The sequence below is a fragment of the Shewanella profunda genome (assembly GCF_023283765.1).
GTDB classification, from domain to species: Bacteria; Pseudomonadota; Gammaproteobacteria; order Enterobacterales; family Shewanellaceae; genus Shewanella; species Shewanella profunda.
On record NZ_JAKILG010000007.1, the window covers coordinates 42,427 to 60,071 of the forward strand.

Annotated in this window: 14 protein-coding genes, 1 other RNA gene and 1 pseudogene; 8 read left to right on the top strand and 8 right to left on the bottom strand. The window is 43.0% G+C overall.

What is annotated here, in order from left to right; all coding sequences use genetic code 11:
* Window positions 1–128: 128 nt before the first annotated feature.
* The 6 genes from aceB to L2744_RS05625 form a co-directional block, all read right to left on the bottom strand.
* Entirely contained in the window at window positions 129–1,778 is a 1,650-nt protein-coding gene (gene aceB, locus L2744_RS05600) for a malate synthase A (RefSeq protein WP_248990979.1), read from the bottom strand.
* 947 nt (window positions 1,779–2,725) lie between these two features.
* Window positions 2,726–3,909 (bottom strand): IS3 family transposase gene (locus L2744_RS05605; RefSeq protein WP_248990980.1). Its coding sequence is split into 2 segments (ribosomal slippage): window positions 2,726–3,654 and window positions 3,654–3,909, totalling 1,185 coding nucleotides; the frame shifts between segments, so codons are not numbered across the junction.
* A gap of 257 nt (window positions 3,910–4,166) precedes the next feature.
* Complete coding sequence (locus tag L2744_RS05610; protein WP_248990981.1) at window positions 4,167–5,936, bottom strand: monovalent cation:proton antiporter-2 (CPA2) family protein; 1,770 nt, start codon at window positions 5,934–5,936, stop codon at window positions 4,167–4,169.
* Between the two features lie 253 nt (window positions 5,937–6,189).
* Window positions 6,190–7,923, bottom strand: coding sequence for a tetratricopeptide repeat-containing diguanylate cyclase (locus L2744_RS05615; RefSeq protein ID WP_248991056.1), 1,734 nt, complete (start codon window positions 7,921–7,923; stop codon window positions 6,190–6,192).
* 63 nt (window positions 7,924–7,986) lie between these two features.
* On the bottom strand, window positions 7,987–8,199 hold the full coding sequence (locus tag L2744_RS05620; protein ID WP_248990982.1) for a hypothetical protein: 213 nt from the start codon (window positions 8,197–8,199) through the stop codon (window positions 7,987–7,989).
* A 45-nt stretch (window positions 8,200–8,244) separates the two neighbouring features.
* A complete protein-coding gene (locus tag L2744_RS05625; RefSeq protein ID WP_248990983.1) occupies window positions 8,245–9,036 on the bottom strand; it encodes an SAM-dependent methyltransferase in 792 nt (263 codons plus the stop codon).
* A 449-nt stretch (window positions 9,037–9,485) separates the two neighbouring features.
* Between L2744_RS05625 and L2744_RS05630 the strand changes: the two genes are divergently transcribed.
* Window positions 9,486–10,010: an outer membrane protein assembly factor BamE gene (locus tag L2744_RS05630; protein WP_376711936.1), complete on the top strand. Its 525-nt coding sequence runs from the start codon at window positions 9,486–9,488 to the stop codon at window positions 10,008–10,010.
* A gap of 77 nt (window positions 10,011–10,087) precedes the next feature.
* On the opposite strand, the gene L2744_RS05635 is transcribed toward L2744_RS05630, so the two are convergent.
* Window positions 10,088–10,420: an RnfH family protein gene (locus tag L2744_RS05635; protein WP_248990984.1), complete on the bottom strand. Its 333-nt coding sequence runs from the start codon at window positions 10,418–10,420 to the stop codon at window positions 10,088–10,090.
* A complete protein-coding gene (locus L2744_RS05640; RefSeq protein WP_248990985.1) occupies window positions 10,410–10,847 on the bottom strand; it encodes a type II toxin-antitoxin system RatA family toxin in 438 nt (145 codons plus the stop codon). The genes L2744_RS05635 and L2744_RS05640 overlap by 11 nt, the downstream gene beginning before the upstream one ends.
* 274 nt (window positions 10,848–11,121) lie before the next feature.
* Here L2744_RS05640 and smpB point away from each other — a divergent pair, with 274 nt between their 5' ends.
* The 7 genes and pseudogenes from smpB (at window position 11,122) to L2744_RS05675 (ending at window position 17,587) form a co-directional block, all read left to right on the top strand.
* Window positions 11,122–11,613 (top strand): SsrA-binding protein SmpB, encoded by a 492-nt coding sequence (gene smpB / locus L2744_RS05645; protein ID WP_011790147.1) that lies wholly within the window; start codon window positions 11,122–11,124, stop codon window positions 11,611–11,613.
* Between the two features lie 71 nt (window positions 11,614–11,684).
* Window positions 11,685–12,040, top strand: a transfer-messenger RNA (tmRNA) gene (ssrA, locus tag L2744_RS05650).
* A gap of 540 nt (window positions 12,041–12,580) precedes the next feature.
* A complete protein-coding gene (locus tag L2744_RS05655) occupies window positions 12,581–12,904 on the top strand; it encodes a hypothetical protein (protein ID WP_248990986.1) in 324 nt (107 codons plus the stop codon).
* A 98-nt stretch (window positions 12,905–13,002) separates the two neighbouring features.
* A complete protein-coding gene (locus tag L2744_RS05660; protein ID WP_248990987.1) occupies window positions 13,003–13,320 on the top strand; it encodes a hypothetical protein in 318 nt (105 codons plus the stop codon).
* 218 nt (window positions 13,321–13,538) lie between these two features.
* Window positions 13,539–13,652, top strand: a pseudogene (locus L2744_RS21720) (IS5/IS1182 family transposase); the annotation flags it as partial.
* A gap of 495 nt (window positions 13,653–14,147) precedes the next feature.
* The gene (locus tag L2744_RS05670; protein ID WP_248990988.1) at window positions 14,148–17,102 is read left to right on the top strand and encodes an AAA family ATPase; all 2,955 of its coding nucleotides are present in this window, start codon (window positions 14,148–14,150) and stop codon (window positions 17,100–17,102) included.
* Between the two features lie 266 nt (window positions 17,103–17,368).
* The gene (locus L2744_RS05675) at window positions 17,369–17,587 is read left to right on the top strand and encodes a hypothetical protein (RefSeq protein ID WP_248990989.1); all 219 of its coding nucleotides are present in this window, start codon (window positions 17,369–17,371) and stop codon (window positions 17,585–17,587) included.
* The last annotated feature ends 58 nt before the right edge of the window (window positions 17,588–17,645 follow it).

Genomic DNA, 17,645 nt, shown 5'->3' on the forward strand with positions numbered 1-17,645 from the left:
GCTCCTTTACTTTGAGGTTGTAGCTATCATGAAACGGCCCCACCGTTTCACTCTGCTCATTGGTTTAGTTGGTGGTAATGCCACCACAGCAAATTCCGTATCACATAAACTGTTCAAAAATTTTTATCTTATGCTGTTAGCATCTCGTAACCTGGTAAGGTTAAGAAATCGACCAGCTCGTCAGAAGTAGTAATATCCTCAAGCAATACAGCTGCTTGTGAAAACTTGCCATGAATAAATCTATCGCTACCCACTTCTTCCTTCACATTGGCGAGCTCTTCCACCAGCATGTCTTTAAAGAGTTGCTTAGTCACAAGCTTGCCGTTAGAGAGCGACTTACCGTGTTGGATCCACTGCCAAATTGAAGCTCTGGAAATTTCCGCCGTGGCCGCATCCTCCATCAAACCGTAGATAGGTACGCAGCCATTACCACTAATCCACGCTTCTAGATACTGCAACGCAATACGAATATTAAGACGCATACCTTGCTCTGTACGCTCACCATCACAGGTGTTAAGCAGCTCGGTTGCGAGGATTGGCGCATCCACGTCACGGGTGATATGTAATTGATTACAGTGATCTTGGCCGATATATTCGTTAAAAATCCCCATGGCGGTATCGGCAAGACCTGGGTGTGCGACCCAAGTACCATCGTGACCATTTCGCGCTTCAAGTTCTTTATCCCGACGAACCCGTTGCAAAACCGCTTCGTTCTGGACTGGATCTTTTGCAGGAATAAAGGCAGCCATCCCCCCCATAGCTAAGGCACCACGTTTATGGCAGGTCTTAATTAAGAGTCTCGAATAAGCACTTAAGAATGGCGTATCCATGGTCACTGCTTGGCGATCCGGTAGCACTCGATCGCCATGGCGCTTTAATGTCTTGATATAGCTAAAAATGTAATCCCAACGACCACAGTTGAGCGCCACAATATTAGAACGTAATTCATATAGAATTTCGTCCATCTCAAATACCGCTGGCAAGGTTTCAATCAAGCAAGTGCATTTAATCGTACCCGCTTGAAGACAAAATCTTTCTTCAACAAAAGCAAACACTTTTGCCCACCAACGAGCTTCTGTATGGCTCTCTAACTTAGGTATATAGAAGTAAGGACCACTGCCCTTTGCCAAGAGTTGTCGATAGTTATGGTAGAAATACAAAGCGAAATCGAAAAGTGAGCCAGGGATCGACTCACCATTAAACTGCACGTGCTTTTCTTTCAAATGCAGACCACGAACACGGCAAATAAGTACCGCAGGATTAGGACCTAGTTTGTAGTGTTTGCCCGTTTCTGGCGCTGTATATTCGATATCACCGCGTACGGCATCACGTAAGTTAATTTGGCCTTCAACGACTTTTTGCCAGCTCGGTGCTAAGGAATCTTCAAAGTCGGCCATAAATACTTTGGCGTTAGCATTAAGGGCATTGATCACCATTTTACGTTCAACGGGGCCAGTAATTTCGACTCTGCGGTCAAGAAGATCAGTTGGGATCCCACGGATTTGCCAAGCGCCATCACGAATTGCACGGGTTTCAGGTAAAAAGTCCGGTAAGGCCCCTTTATCGATACGGGCTTGCTTTTCTTTACGTTTAGCAAGTAGCGCAGGAACCTCGCCAGCAAACTCGCGGCAAAGAGATTCAAGTAAGGCGATAGCCCCTTCGGTAAAAATCACCTCTTGCCCTGGGATCTCAGCCCCCACTATTGTTAATGTAGGACTGGATATTGTTTTACCCTGTGCCAAATTCAATTGCTGTTCACTCAAAGTGTGTTCCGTCATCTTGTAGCCCTCCCAAGAGGCTCAACTATCGCAGGTTTATCGCTGATACAGGTGGCAATCACCCCAAACCTTAACTGCCTATATATCAACCTAAAAACCATCAAATGTTTGTTTCAGACTAAAACCTACCGACAAATGGTTGTATTTGCAACAGTCTAGCAAGGGAAGAAACCGTCTTAAATATAACGAAAAGCCATTATAAAATTGGTATGACCAAGAAGAAAATAACTATACAAATAATTGATATTAAACAAGTAAAATAACAAACGCTAATCATCAAATTTTACTAATATGAAAATTGTCTGACAACTTTACCAATATCAAAACAATGTAATTTAATACGTAATAAAAAAACATAATGTAAAATTTATTATCCACTACTTTTGCCATATTAGACCTAAGTAGAAAAATGAATTTGTTTTGAACTAACCTTGAGGTAAAGAAGAAAAGCTAATTAAAATCAATAAACTGGAGATTTGCGACATTCATCAAAATTTAAACGACCGTTTCATTTTGACGTTTACGTTAACGAAATAACAATGGAATAACACTCAATGACTAACACTGGTTGCGTTTCCCGATCAACAAGGTTGTTTGTTGTGGTTAACCCGAAAAATAAATCACTTTTTTATAAAAAAAATGAAACAAAGTCGAAATAACAGCATGATCCTACCCAGCGACTACTTTTCACCTTTAATATCTCCCTCTCAAATGGTTTCTCCACATCATCAAATTAACCGTTTTTCATAGGTAAAAACACAACTCACCCTAGGGAATTGTCGATAAGAGCTTATACAGACCTAACGGGTTGATAATTTACAAAAACTTAATCCGTAATAATTAGTGGCGTTACTCAAGCAGGTAATCATTACGGTATTGGTGATAATTTAGTGATCCGTGGTTTAGGCACAAATTACACCTATGATGGAATGCATGGTGTGTAGTGGTCAACTAAATTTGGCCACAGCTTTAGAATCTAACCAAAATCGTCGCTCTGATTCATTTGGGCTCAATCCTGCATTGTAATGATGTGGCCTGACTTCACAGTAATAACCAATGATATAATCAGTCACATCTTGTTTAGCTTCGCTAAAACTCTTGTAGCCTTGTGTCGGGATCCATTCCGTTTTCAAACTCCTGAAAAATCGCTCCATTGGCGCATTATCCCAGCAGTTACCGCGACGGCTCATGCTCTGGGTGATTTGATATTTCCACAATCGTTGACGGTATTTCAGGCTGGTATAATGGCAGCCTTGGTCTGAGTGGAATATCAGGTTTTTAGGCTTTCCTCTTGATTCAAATGCCATTTCTAACGCTTTCACCGTTAACTCAGTATCCGGTGAAAATGACATCGCCCAACCAATGGCCTTTCTCGAAAATAAATCCAGCACAACCGCTAAATAGCACCAACGATTACCCGCCCAAATATACGTCACATCGCCACACCAAACGGTGTTAGGTTCGACAACTGCAAATTGTCGTTTGAGTGCATTAGGGATAGTCACATGCTCATTTTCAGCCTTTCTATAACGGTGTTTGGGTTGTTGGCAACTCACTAATCCGAGCTTTTTCATTAACCGAGTCGCCCGATAACGACTTAACGCAAAGCCACGTTCAGAGGCGATTGTGGCGATACTTCTTGCACCAGCAGACTGTTTGCTTTCAGCGTGTATCGCTTTGATTTCACATTCTAAAACCCGCTGCTCTGGTGTTACGCAAAGCTTACGGCTCATCCAATAACGGTAACTGCTCCGGTTCACGTTGAATACGTGGCATAACACTGAAATAGGGTATTTGTTGCTCTGATTGAGTTTCTCGATTATCGAGAATTGTTCAGCGAGTCCGACATCAATAGAGCAGTAGCCTTTTTTAAGATTTCTTTCTCGAGATTAATCCGTTCAATTTCGCGTTTAAGTGCCCTGATTTCAATCTGCTCAGGTGTCATGGGTGAGGCTTTCGGAGCAAGCCCTTGGCGCTCAACCTGAAGCTGTGTTACCCACTTACTAACCGTTGATTTACCCACGTTCATGGCTTTTGCCGCAGCTTCTTGTGTGTAACCTTGATCAACAACCAATTGAGCGGTTTCGAGCTTAATGGCTGCGCTATATCGAGCACGTTTACTTTTATTCATGTTGTCACCTAAATGGGTTATGAGTGAGATCATAACATTTCTTATTAGGTGGCCAAATTCACTATGCCACTACAGTGATGATACAGGCCTTGGAAAGGCTTTTAACCCTACACGTTCATTAACAAACGTAGGATCCGTTGTATCACAAAAATCGGCCACATTTTAGCCTAAAATACAAAACGCCCGATGAGGTGCATCGAGCGTTTTAACAGAAATAAGTGTCAACCTATATCAGGACTAGTCACTAGGATATTGTATTAACTGACATTTTCCCTATCGCCACGCATTAATGATTCCAACTCAGCTTTACCTTTATTGGATAAATCAATCAAGGTAGCAAGATCGTTTTGATGGGCTGCACTAGCAATCACCAGCTTTTTATCATGCTCTGCAAAAATCTTTACCCGTTCATTAGCTTGCACCTGTGATAAACCAAGACCTTGAAGAATTTTTTCACTGGCGGACAATGCAGAACCAAAGGTTTCACGAAACACATCTGTCACCCCTAGACTCATCAGACGATAAGCATGGTTACGATCCCGAGCTCGAGCTACAATATTAACGTGGGGAAAATGGGTTTTAACCTGCTGCGCAATTTCAATGGAATCCTCAACATTGTCAACAGCAAGTAATAACAACCGTGAACGAGCAATTCCCGCCGACATCAACATATCTAAACGTCTAGCATCGCCAAAATAGACCTCCCCACCGTATTTGCGGATAACATCAACATGGCTTGCATCTTTATCCAATGCAACAAAAGGAATACCCGATGACGCCAATATACGGCCAGTAATTTGCCCAACACGACCAAACCCAGCTATCACCACCTCAGACTCGGTGACATTAATAGTATCGGGTAACCTTGTATCCACCACCTTGGCCTTAGTTGCACGAAATAAAGAGAATATCATTGGGGTAATCGCCATAGATAAGCCAATCGCAAGTACCAATATTTGTGCAATCTTGTCACCCACAATCCCTGATATCTGAGCCTGCGATAGCAACACAAAGGCAAACTCACCGCCCTCAGCCAAAATCAAACCAAGGGCAATACTAGGGCGCCACGTATGATGGCGTAAGCGACCGAGCAACATAAGTACAAATGTTTTAATAAGTAACATACTCAGTAGAATCAATAGAATAAGCAGTGGTTCTGTTAAAAATAGCGTAAGGTCCATACTCATACCTACTGCCATAAAAAAGAGACCCAGTAATAATCCTTTAAAGGGTTCAATGTCGGTTTCAAGTTGGTGTCGATAGCTCGAGTTGGCGAGCATAATACCCGCTAAAAATGCGCCCATTCCCGCGGATAATCCCAACCATTCCATTAATTGCGCACTCCCCATCACTAGCAATAGTGCAAAGGCGGTAAGCACCTCCCGTACACCACTACTTGCGACCAATTTAAGTATCCGTGGAAGTAAATACTTGCCGACCAACACAAAACCCACGAGGGCCAAACAAGTCCAATACCAAGGCACGGCATGATGTTCAATTTGTGCTGAATTAGGTGCTAAGTAAGCCGTTAATAACAGCATAGGGATTACAGCAAGATCTTGCATTAGCAGGACACCAAAAGCATCACGCCCCAATGGTGTTGTTAATAATCGATGCTCACTCATCAACTGCACGGCAAAAGCCGTCGATGATAAAGATAAAGCAGCTCCAACGACTAAAGCCGCTTCGACGGATAAGCCAAAGGTCCAAGCTAATCCCCCAATAGCGGTCCATGAGAGTAAGAGTTGACCCGTTCCTAAGCCAAAAATCGCACTTCTAAGCTCCCACAATTTACTGGGATTAAGCTCAAGGCCGAGCACAAAAAGCATCAGCACAACACCAAGCTCAGCAAAATGCAACACCGCAGCAGGATCAGAAACTAACGCCATCCCGCCAGGACCTAAAATGACTCCAGCCGCAAGATAAGACAGGATTGGACCTGCACCAAAACGTTTACCCAAAGGCACAAAAATGACCGCCGCTAATAAAAATAGCAGCACAGAAGTGAGTAAACTCGACGCTTCCATCACAACTCCAACAAAAAATATAAATACGAAATAAGAACGCATGCCCTAAGTCAGGCATGAGTTTGGCAATTATCGCTAATCATACCCTATTAATTTGTTAACAAGTTCAAGGCAATTAAGACTAAGAAAGAAAAAAATAAACGAAACAAGAAACGGTGTAATACCAATAACCATAAGGAGGAGAAGGAGATGCTGATATAGACATCTGAGCTAAAATGAGTCGGTCACCATCTTTACTCATCAGATAGAACTCTTACGACATGCTGGCTAAATGACTCCCCAAACTGGTGGCCTGTTTATCTGACTTTAGTATATCAGAGTAACAATAGACGGTATTTCGTCCATTAGATTTTGCCGCATAAAGAGCCATGTCCGCGCGGTGTAACAAAGGATCGAGACTTAAATCATCCGCTATCACCCCACTCACACCAAAACTGGCGGTTATTCTAAAGTGATGTCCAGAGTGATGAGTCTCTATCGCTTCTATTCGTGCTCGGCATTGCTCCGCCACTTCCATTCCCTTATCTTCATTGGCATAGGGCAATAAAATCGCAAACTCCTCGCCACCAATACGAGCAAAAACATCCCCATTTCGAATATGGGATTTTAGGGCCTCAACCACCTTTTTAAGTGCCCAATCACCCGTTCCATGACCAAAGGAGTCGTTAATTCGTTTAAAGAAATCTAAGTCAAATAGGATCACACAAAAATCGCCACCACGGGCTATGGCTTGCACAAATAGATTTTCACCCAATTCTTGCCCCGCGCCGCGATTAAGCACCCCAGTTAACGCATCCATTCTCGCCATGCGCATAAACTTGCGTTTTTGTAAGCTCCCCACGACGAGCAAAATACCAAGGAAACATAGGCCACCAACGAGGATAGTGATAAACATCAGCATATTTGTATATTCACGTTCCTTTACAGTCTGCTGGGCAATATAAAGTTCTCGCTCCTTATTTAGTAAACTGATCTCTCGAGTCTGCTCATCGGTATTAAATTTTGCGGCTTGATAAGCGAGTGTTTTCATCTTGGATTCATCGAATAAAAGCTGATTATAATACTGCTCTTTTTGGGAATACTCGTAGGCCTGCTCGAATTGTTTATCTGCTGCCATCAGATCAGAAAAAACTTTATAGGCAATATACTTATGCTCAACATAACTATTATCATCGGGGAAAGAGAGTACTTTCATAGCGTGGTGTTTGGTTTGAACCTTGTCACCTGTAGCAAAGTAATTTTGGGCGAGTAAGGAATGGACATGACTGATTTCTAACTGAAACTTAAATGCTTCATAGCCTTTAAGTGCATTTAATAACAGTGGTCTCGCTGCCTGATAATCACCTTGTTCTTGCAGAGCTAGCCCTTTACCTTTAAGGGAAATTGTTGCTAACAGTGGAAATTGATTCATTTCACAGTACTGACGGCTATCTTCGAAAGCATCAAAGGCTTCTGTTTGCTTTTTCATCCCTAGAAAATAAATTGCATACAAAACCTTTGCATGGCAAATATCCCTAACATCGCCTGCCTTTGCTAGCTGCAATACTTTATAGGCGTAGATCCCCATATCATTTAGAGCATCCATTTGATAATAAAGGTTTGCAATACGAAGATAAGCATGACGTTTAATGCTGATATCATCGATACGAATTATCAAATCAAGTGCCTTGGAAATAGAGGATAGTGCCTTATTATAGTCCCTCATACCAATGTAAACAGTTGATTTATAGCTATAGACAGATGACAACAGCTCAGAAGTGTTCACTAAAGATTCAGCCTGATTCAAATCATCTAAAGCTTTAGCGTAATCCCCTGTAAAAATGTAGTTTATAGAACGCCCAATTCTTAACCTCCCCAGCTGGACAGGTGTTAACTTATCAATATCCTCTTCATACTCTGCTAATTTACTCTGCGCAGTCGCAAGATCTGATTGCAACAATGCATCAAGCTCATTAAGTGCTTGATCATAATTCACTGGAATAGCCATCGAAGGTGTAGAAAACAACGCTAGGATGGCTAACGCGGTGCAAAATAGTGACTTCAAGATGAGTTAATTATTACCGTGATTGACCAGTAAAAATGTTTGATAATTCTCATCGCCACTCAGGCTTTTTAGTTTGTCCAAATCGCCCGACATCACTGCGTCAATTTCTTCATCACTCAAACCATGAGCGCGCATCACAGCTTCTGGGTTTTGTTGATATTCTTCCATCAACTGTGCATCTTGACCTAACTGTGTAAAAAAATCCGATAATGTAGACATACTTTTCCCTTATTGTTAATTAATGACTCGATACCACACTACAATTTAGCCCAAATTTTCAGGATTGATCCCTAACTGAGCCAAAATAGCATAGTTGTACTCCAGTTTTTTTGCTGGTGGAATAAGCAAAGTACTGATGGGGGTTAAATTGGCATAGGGTAAATCGGCTAAAGGTAACCGCTCAATACGAGGTAATTGTATGGGTAAGTTTGCAGCCTCATAGATAATGACTTCATGATCCCTGGGATACCATTGATTAAGCTGTTCAACTAAAATCTGCAATCGCGCACTTGTGGTATGAAACTCGGTCAGAGTATGTTCACCCGCAATGGCAATCTGCCATAACAACAAATGGGTTGTTGGGTCGGGAGTATGATTAAAGAACATAAATTGACTGGCCTCAAAGCTTTGGTGTCCTGAATTACCGGGATCAATCCCTAAGTCGGCCCACAAACACGCCTCAGCCGATATTCCTGCTTCCATCTTTGCAGAAAATCCCTCCGCCCTTGCCCGTGCTATTGCTAAGTGAGAAACGCAAGCAAATACCCCAGGATGCCCATATAGCGCACAGACAGTTTTTTTACCCGATCTCACAGCGTCAAGTATTGCACAGACCATTTGCTCGTAGGTTTCTCTGCGATTTTTAACTTCACCATCTTGCGCATAAAACTGCTGCAAATTGATGACGTTCGGATTGATTTTCGTCAGCCAGCGCTGTGAAAAACCATCGGGTAGGAGTGAAAACACTACATCGGCATGCTCGATATAACTGCGGCTAATGACACTAATTTGCCCAGCGAGCTGCAAACCTGTACCCACACAGACAAGAGTTCCCAAATTCCGACGCTCCCAACTTCAGCTTATAGAGAATAAATTCTTTTATAATCAGACTATAACCTAACTAAGACGCTAATTATTAGTTTTTATATAAGGCAAGTTATACTAAAGCGCACACCAAACCCTAAGAAAATAAAAATACGCTAACATCATCAAAGTACAACTATTTTCACAACTTTAATCTTTTTCACACAACAAGGCCACATATCACGACAACTAAAGTAACATTCTAGATTTTTTTCAAAAAAACTTAGAGTAAAAAGCATCATTTTTACCTTTTAATTTTAGTTACACAGAGATCTAAATTCCCTTTATATGAGCTCTTAGTGTAAATATCTCAATATTGTGAGAACTAACGCCCACATCCTAGGTCGAAAACTCACACAATTCGATCTATAACGGTAGCAAAACCCAATTGCCCTTGTCATAAGGGGGAATGCTTGGGTATTATGACCGCCAGATTTTCAGAAGTAGCGCATACAATGATCAATAAAAAGCAAAGTCTTACCCTGTTGAGCGCTGTGGCGCTCTCTGTTTCGCTCAGTGCCTGTAGTGTGTTTGATTGGTTGATTTATAAACCCGACATTCCGCAAGGTAACTATATGGAATCGCAGCAAGTTGAAAAGTTGCGTATCGATATGACCAAAGAGCAGGTTGAATACATCCTCGGCCGCCCTGTGTTGCGCGATAGCTTTGCCGATGATACTTGGTACTACGTGTATCACTACAAGAGTGGACGTGATGCCAGTATTACTCATAAAGAACTCATCCTGCACTTTACTGGTGATAAACTCACCGCCGCGAATGGCGATTATGAGCTGAGCAAAGAATTTGATACGCCACTGGAGCAAAGTAAATTACCGATGGCAACCGTGGCTGAAACAGATCCACTTATCCCTGTGCAACGTCCAGATGAAAAGCCTTTAGTAAAAGAAAACCCGGCAGAACCTCAGGTTAAGAAGCCGATAAAGTAATATTGATAACTCTTTATCAAATAAAAAGCGCCTATTGGCGCTTTTTTAGTTTCAAATGACCCGTCCTAAATCCAAATCTAAGCCCGTCCACCCGTCACTTTATTTGCCCGTCCTTCATCTTTGGCTTTATCGGCACGGCGACGGCGAACATCCTTAGGATCGGCAATCAAAGGGCGGTAAATCTCGACTCTTTGTCCCGGTAAAATGACTTGGTCATGCTTAACGACATTGCTAAACACTCCTAATTTAACCGTATCTAAATCAATCTCAGGGAAAAAACTCACCATCTGACTTTGGCGAACCACCTCAATTGCAGAAGTGCCAGGATAAACACTCACTGAAATGACTTTTTGCTGCATAGGCAGTGCATAAACCACATCAACTACAAACTTATCTGCTTCATTTACCACTGTAAATTACCTTAGCCCGGCTCGTAAATGCCGTCACCATTGACATCATAAGATCATTAAACACTTTACCAAAGGCCATATCGACTAACGAGCTTGAAAACTCAAAGCTTAAATCGAATTCGACCTTGCAGGCATCTTCAGTTAATTCCGTAAAACGCCACTGTCCAAGCAAATGCTTAAAGGGTCCATTTTCTAACGTTAAATCAATACGTTTCCCCGGTATAACTTGGTTACGGGTCGTAAACGTTTTGCGAATGCCAGCCTTACTCACATCAACCGAGGCCAACATGGTTTTACCATCAAACTCTAACACTTTACCGCCTACACAACCGGGCAAAAACTCTTTATATGACTCGACATCATTGACTAAATCATACATTTGCATAGCACTAAAACGGACTAACACACTTCGAGAAATTTGTGGCATAAGGCTTGGCACTCTTCATAAAACGAATTCACGCGATCTAAGAAAACTTAGAGGAATAATCAAAATTTGCACGGGATTTTATCACGATACACAAAAAACGCATCCCTTGCTCACCGCTTGCAGCCATCACAACCTATGCAGACACAAAATATCGTCCTAAAAGACGCTTAGTGCGTTCAAAAAAACAGCAGTAACATAATAGAGGGTTGAAATAAGTCAAATAAACCCTTATATCAATTCCAAATTGATTCACCGTGCGTATAATGGCGCCACTATGGTAAAGAAAAAATCAAGCAAAGCCGCGCCTGCGACTATCGCACGTAATAAGCGCGCAACCTTCGAATACCGTTTCGAAGAAAAAATGGAAGCTGGTCTATCCCTCATGGGATGGGAAGTGAAATCTATCCGTATGGGTAAGGTCAACTTGTCCGACTGTTACGTATTTCTGAAAAATGGTGAAGCCTTTATGCATGGCTGCACCATTATTCCCTTGAATACAGCATCAACACATGTGGTCTGCGATCCCCTGCGGTTGAAAAAACTGCTACTCAGCCGTAAAGAGCTAGATAAACTGGCTGGTTTAGTCGAGCGCCAAGGCTACTCCATTATTCCTATCTCTATGTACTGGCGCAAAGGTGCATGGGTGAAAGTGGAAATTGGCCTAGGTAAAGGTAAGAAAGATCACGATAAGCGCGAAGATACTAAAGCGCGTGAATGGGAAGTGGAAAAAGCCCGCGTGATGAAAAAAGAAAAAACGCACGGATAATGAACAAACGATTGAACTTGAAGTAAATGATGCTAGGTGATCATTAAGCTACAGGTTACAATCAAATTCTTGGGGGCGATTCTGGATTCGACAGGATTCACGAAACCCTGGGAGCATGCCGAGGGGCGGTTGGCCTCGTAAAAAGCCGCACAGTTATAGTTGCAAACGACGATAACTACGCTCTAGCAGCTTAGGCTAGCTAGCCATCTGACACAGGTCTCTCAAATGGGCGGTGTATACAGATGGTCATCTTACATTTGATAGCGAGGGAACTCCGTCCGGGGGTGAACCGCGAAATAGTACCGGACTCGCCCGATGAAATCCTGTCTTTCGGAGTTTATTCGGGTTAATTAAAAGAGAGACTAAGCATGTAGTGCCTTGGATGTAGGTGTTCTGGACGCGGGTTCAAGTCCCGCCGCCTCCACCAATTTTACCAGAAGGGCTTAACCGCAAGGTTAAGCCCTTTTTGTTTGTGATGGCGACAAAGTGGCGACAGCTAAAATTCTGCTTACTCTGTTGTCTCCCTTTTCTGCGGATAAATTACACTTTGTAAACTCTTAAAAATCATTTCAGTTTTTGACCATATGATTTACCCACCCGACATCTCCAGCGCCTCATCAGTCGAACTTACTAAATGCAGGCTCGCAGCTTATCGCTGGCTTGCCACTCTTTAAATAGCTCAGTTAGTCTTGCTTGATTTGCTTACCGCCAGATGCTTTTTTGCTTTCACCTTGGCTTTGCCTAGGTCAATATGTTTCACTGGGATATCAGAAAATAACCATAGATATTATACTGGTTGACGCTACCGAACATACTATATGATGAATAAAGTGAGTTCGATATTTCAGGGAATTACAAGGTTACCTATGGCAATGAGCCTGTTTATACAACCGGCGCATGGATTAATCCATGCGTAGGTGCTGACGGTAAAAACAGTGGTTGCTATGAACCGTAAGGAGATTGTGCTGTGAACAAATTTATTTTTATCGTATTGATAATGTCATTCTTGAGTGGTTGTACCTCGTTAAATGAAGTGCCATTAAATGAGGCTGCCCTTTCTAAGTACGTTGGCGAGGATGTTATTATTACAACTCATTCTGGTGAAGTTTTTGAGTTTACTGTCGAAGGTGCGACAGCGTTAGATATCTATGGTGATAGTATCAATGTGAAAACGACAGATATAAAAGAAATGGAAGTGGTTGATTTTAGCCCTATAAAAACCGTTGGGCTTGGAGCATCGATAGCAGCTTTTTTTGGTGTTGTTTTTGCGGTGATTGTTGCCGGAAGCTAAAACTAGAGTCACTATTTCATCTGCTTAGTAAAGTGTCTAATACTACTGGTACAAAACACAAATCTTGGATATTACGAACCCTAGGGAAGGAGGTTGATTTGAATAAGCTCATTGCTACATTATTTATTTGTTTCACAATATCAGGCTGTTCTTCGTTAAATGAAGTCAAACTTGATGAGAAGCCGACATCAAGCTATGTCGGCGAAAACGTGAGAGTCACTACTCATTCTGGTGAAGTTTTTGAATTTAAGGTTGAAAGCGCAACAGATCTTGCTGTATCCGGACAGGGGAAATACATCAATGTAGCGGACATAGAAAAAATGGAAGTTGAGGAATTTAGCGCACTAAAATCAATTTCACTGTCTGGCGGTCTATATATGCTGGGTGCTGTAATTATAGCTGTCATTGTTTTATAAGATATAACTCACCTAATAAAGGTGAGTTATTCATCAATTTACTTTACAAATGAACGATAATAAGTGGCAACCCTATTCAGTTATTCGTTAAATAGGGAACTATGTATACAAGGTAGATTATTAATAATTAAAGTCTGTAGATCTTTCGAGAATGATTTTTAGACAGTACGGCAAGACGCTATAATCTACTTCGCCAAAAGTAACCATAACCTCAAGCCATGCCAAGACTTATGCTAATCGATGCTCGTTGGGAAAAGCGACTTCATTTAATAAAAAATACAGACCATGTTTATAACAAACCTGAACATAGACAAATACTCGAAGGCATTCTGGCTTATTCCCTAATTCAAATCCTTAGCTAACCTTGCTGACATAGAATGATCTTTATCAATAGCTCGATATTACGCCACCAAAGCCTGAAAGCAGCTTAATGCCGTGATTGCTGATAAAGACTATGGCAGTGAACAACGCCTTCTTGTTTATAATGTGTATTTTTTTACTGTCTTCTTATTACACAATCCGCAGTTCAAGCTAACTAAACTTCGCTTTTCGCGAGCACACCATGCCAGAACGAACAAAATTTAATCTCAAACCGTTAAATATGCCCTAGATGTTGAAGGTTAAAAATCATACGGCAAGCTTCCAGCTGAGGGAGATAGATCGCATTGAGCCATGCAAATTGAAATCAATACTCTTTATTACGTTGAAACATATTGTGGTTTACACCACTTTATTTCGATCATAACCAACTTTCGCCTAGTCGTTGGTCTCCAATATGAATATACTTAACCATACTTTTTCCATTCTGATAACATTCGAATTCGTTAATGCAACCGCCTGAATTAAGAGGGATCCAGAATCCACTACATGTTCGCTTTGGAGATTTCGAAGTCGATGAACGCAATGCTTTACTTATTAGTAATGGACAATCAGTTGCGTTACCACCTATCCCATTTGCAGTATTGTGTGCTCTCCTACGACAGGCTGGGACTTTATTATCCAAACATGCCCTACTAGACGAAGTCTGGGGGCATAGGTTTGTCAGTGATTCTGTTTTGAAAGGGGCTATAAGCGATGTGCGCCGTGCTCTTGGCGATGATTCGCGTCAGCCTCGTTACATTGAGACCCTATCACGCCGAGGCTACCGGTTTATTGCTGCCACTATTGTGATAAATGACAACACAGTACCTACAAAGCAGGTGGATACTGATAGTCGACATGTAACGATTGGTGTGGATAAATTGGAGGTCGAAGCCGTTACTCCTTCGTTATTTATCGGTCGGACTGCGCAACTAAATAAACTTTATCATATGTGGGAACGCGCATTACAAGGCAACAAGGCTATTGTCTGGGTTGCCGGAGAGCCAGGTATTGGTAAAACAACACTGATCGAACATTTTGTGTCTGGACTGAAAAATGTCGTCAGTGCCTTCGGTCAATGTGTACAACATCATGGCGCGGGTGAACCTTATCTGCCAGTGCTTGAAGCGCTGTCAGACCTCTGTCGGCGGGATCCGGCCGCGGCTTCTCTATTACGTGATGTAGCTCCAACTTGGTTGTTGCAACTGCCATGGCTTAGTACCGCTGCGGAGCGTGAGGCGTTGTTGCATGAACTCGTGGGTGCCAATCCACAACGAATGTTGCGGGAGATGGCAGAGTTTGTTGATCGCTACACAGAACTCCATCCCCTATTGCTGATCACCGAAGATTTACAATGGGCTGACCACTCTACTATTCAACTGATTGATTACATGGCCAGAAGACGCAGTCGCCATCGCTTCATGTGGCTGTCAAGCTTCCGGCTGACCGAAGTCATAGCCTTGGATCATCCGCTCAATACCATTCGACATGAGTTAAGACCTGCAGGTTTGTCGGATGAGATCCTGCTTGACTCGTTTTCAGAAAGTGAAGTGGCTGCATATATGGCGGCGCGCAGCCCACTGGAGCTATCGAACGAAGGCTTTGTGCGAACCTTACACGAGCGTACCAGCGGCGTGCCTTTATTTGTTGCTTCCATTGCTAATGAAGTACTGGACAAGATTGCCCAATCTGGCGCGATTGATCCTGTTTGCATGGCAACCACCACTGTACCAGAGAGCCTTGGGTCACTGATTGATCATTATGTAGTTAGATTATCCGATGAGCGACGCAAATTACTTATCGCGGCAGCGGTATCAGGAATAGAGCTTCGCACTGAAACACTTTCACTGGTACTTGGCTGGGATGAATTACAGGTCGTTGATCTCTGTGATGAGCTAGTGCGCGAACGGGTATGGTTGGTAGCCGCAAAACCAGTTTATGAAGACGACAAAGCAGAACATGCCTATGCGTTTCGTCATGCCCTGTATCGTCAGCGGTTATATGACACCATTACCGCATCTACCCGTGCAGAGTTACACCATAAGATTGGTCTTACACTTGAAGCACAACGAGCCAAAGGGCTGACCATTGCAGCAACAGAGCTTGCAAGCCACTTTGATCTGGGCCGCGTGCCACTCAAAGCCTTGCATTATTATGCCGAAGCGGCACAAACGGCCTTGCTGCATTTAAGTCCAGCTGAGTGTATGAGTTTAACTGAACGGGCTTTGAAGTTAGCTGTCCGAACGCCAGCAAGTGAAGAACGCTGTGCCTTTGAAATCACGCTAGCAACCCTGCGTGGCGTCGCGGCTTTTCATACACTTGGCGCGGGTGATGAAACCAAGAATGCCTATCTGCATGCCGTTGAGTTGCTTAGCGAATTTCCACAGCATCCGATGGCGGGTCTTGCACTGTATGGATTAGGCTTTTTGCTCTATCTGCGAGCTGAGTATGCTGAGGCACTGGCTATCGTGGAGCGTACTGAAGCACTCTTTATCACAGGTCATAATCCTTTATTAGTCATCGCCGCATGTATGATCAAAGGACAAGTGCTGATGATCCAAGGTCAGCATGGTAGGGCTCTTGATGCACTGGAACAGGCCTTACCTTCATTGGAACAAGCAAGTGCACAAAACGGACAGAATCTGATCGGTTATATTGTTGACCCTCAGGTGACAGTACAAACAATGATGGGTTTAGCGCTATCCCAGTTAGGGCGCTTTAGTGAGGCAAGTAATCACATGCAGCAGGCTTATGCCCGCGCCCACGCCCAGCCTGTCGCACTAATGGTCACTATCTGGTGTGATACCCTATGTTGTATCCGGCGTGGAGACACTGCACGGGTTGGTGCGCTGGCCAGAGAAATGCAATTACTGGTTGAGGAATATTCTCTTGCTCAGGGCAAAGCAGCCTGTCGCTGGTTCTTAGGCTGGGCAGACGCCCGCTGCGGGAAACCACAGGAAGGTGCCCGTCGTATCCGTGAAGCCTATGATGAAAATTTGGCACTTGGCATGATTTCTGGTGGCAGTGAAACCCTTGGTTATGCCGCAGAAGCTTTGATTATCAATGGGGATTGGCAGACGGCTCAACAGCAACTAGAGCAAGCCCTCGACATAGTAAATACCTATGGCGAGCGGATTTATCTGCCGCAGTTAATGTTAATCCAAGCCACTATCGCGCAGATGCGTGGCGAGCTTAATGCAGAAGCGGAGTCGTTGCGTCACGCCATTTCTGAAGCTCAAAGACAAGGTGCCGTCTGGCTGGAGCTACTTGCTCTCACAAAACTTTGCGAATGTAGTGTCCATACAGCAGAGGATTTATCTGAATTAGATTTGCTCGTACAAAAATTACGTGCATCAGGTGATGATAGTGAATCTGGGTATACAAGCCTAATTGAGCAAGCATCTAATATAATTCAGATTTAATACGAATCACATTGGCTATGTTCACATTAACTGTGTCTGCATAGCCAATACTATTGCTATAACCATGCGTTAACATTCCCAGCTGCATGCTAAAGGCTTCTGGTGCAGAGTAAGCTAGTCCTCTTAGAAGATCTGCACCGCCATCCCCCCTTCGTAATATTGCTAAGACACTGAGTAATCCAACCGAAAAGCCACCTTTCCCTGACAACTATTGATTTGACTGTGCTTACACTGATGCAGACCTCAATGCCACAGGACAAAATGTGATGATCCTCAGAACTGATTCCAAATATCCCATCAACAGAACTTATGTCGTAAAGCTGACTCGCGATGCGACACCAGAATCATTCAGTGGGCGTTTGGAGAACCTAGTGTCAGGTAAACACCGCGACTTTACATCAACCAGAGAGTTGCTTCAGTTGATGACAGTCGATCTCGATGCCGATCACGGCGAAACCAAATCAACTGACGTGCCATTAGGCTGATATAGCCCGATATGCATATGCCCTAACCAATACACATTGGATTGGTAAGGGGTCACAG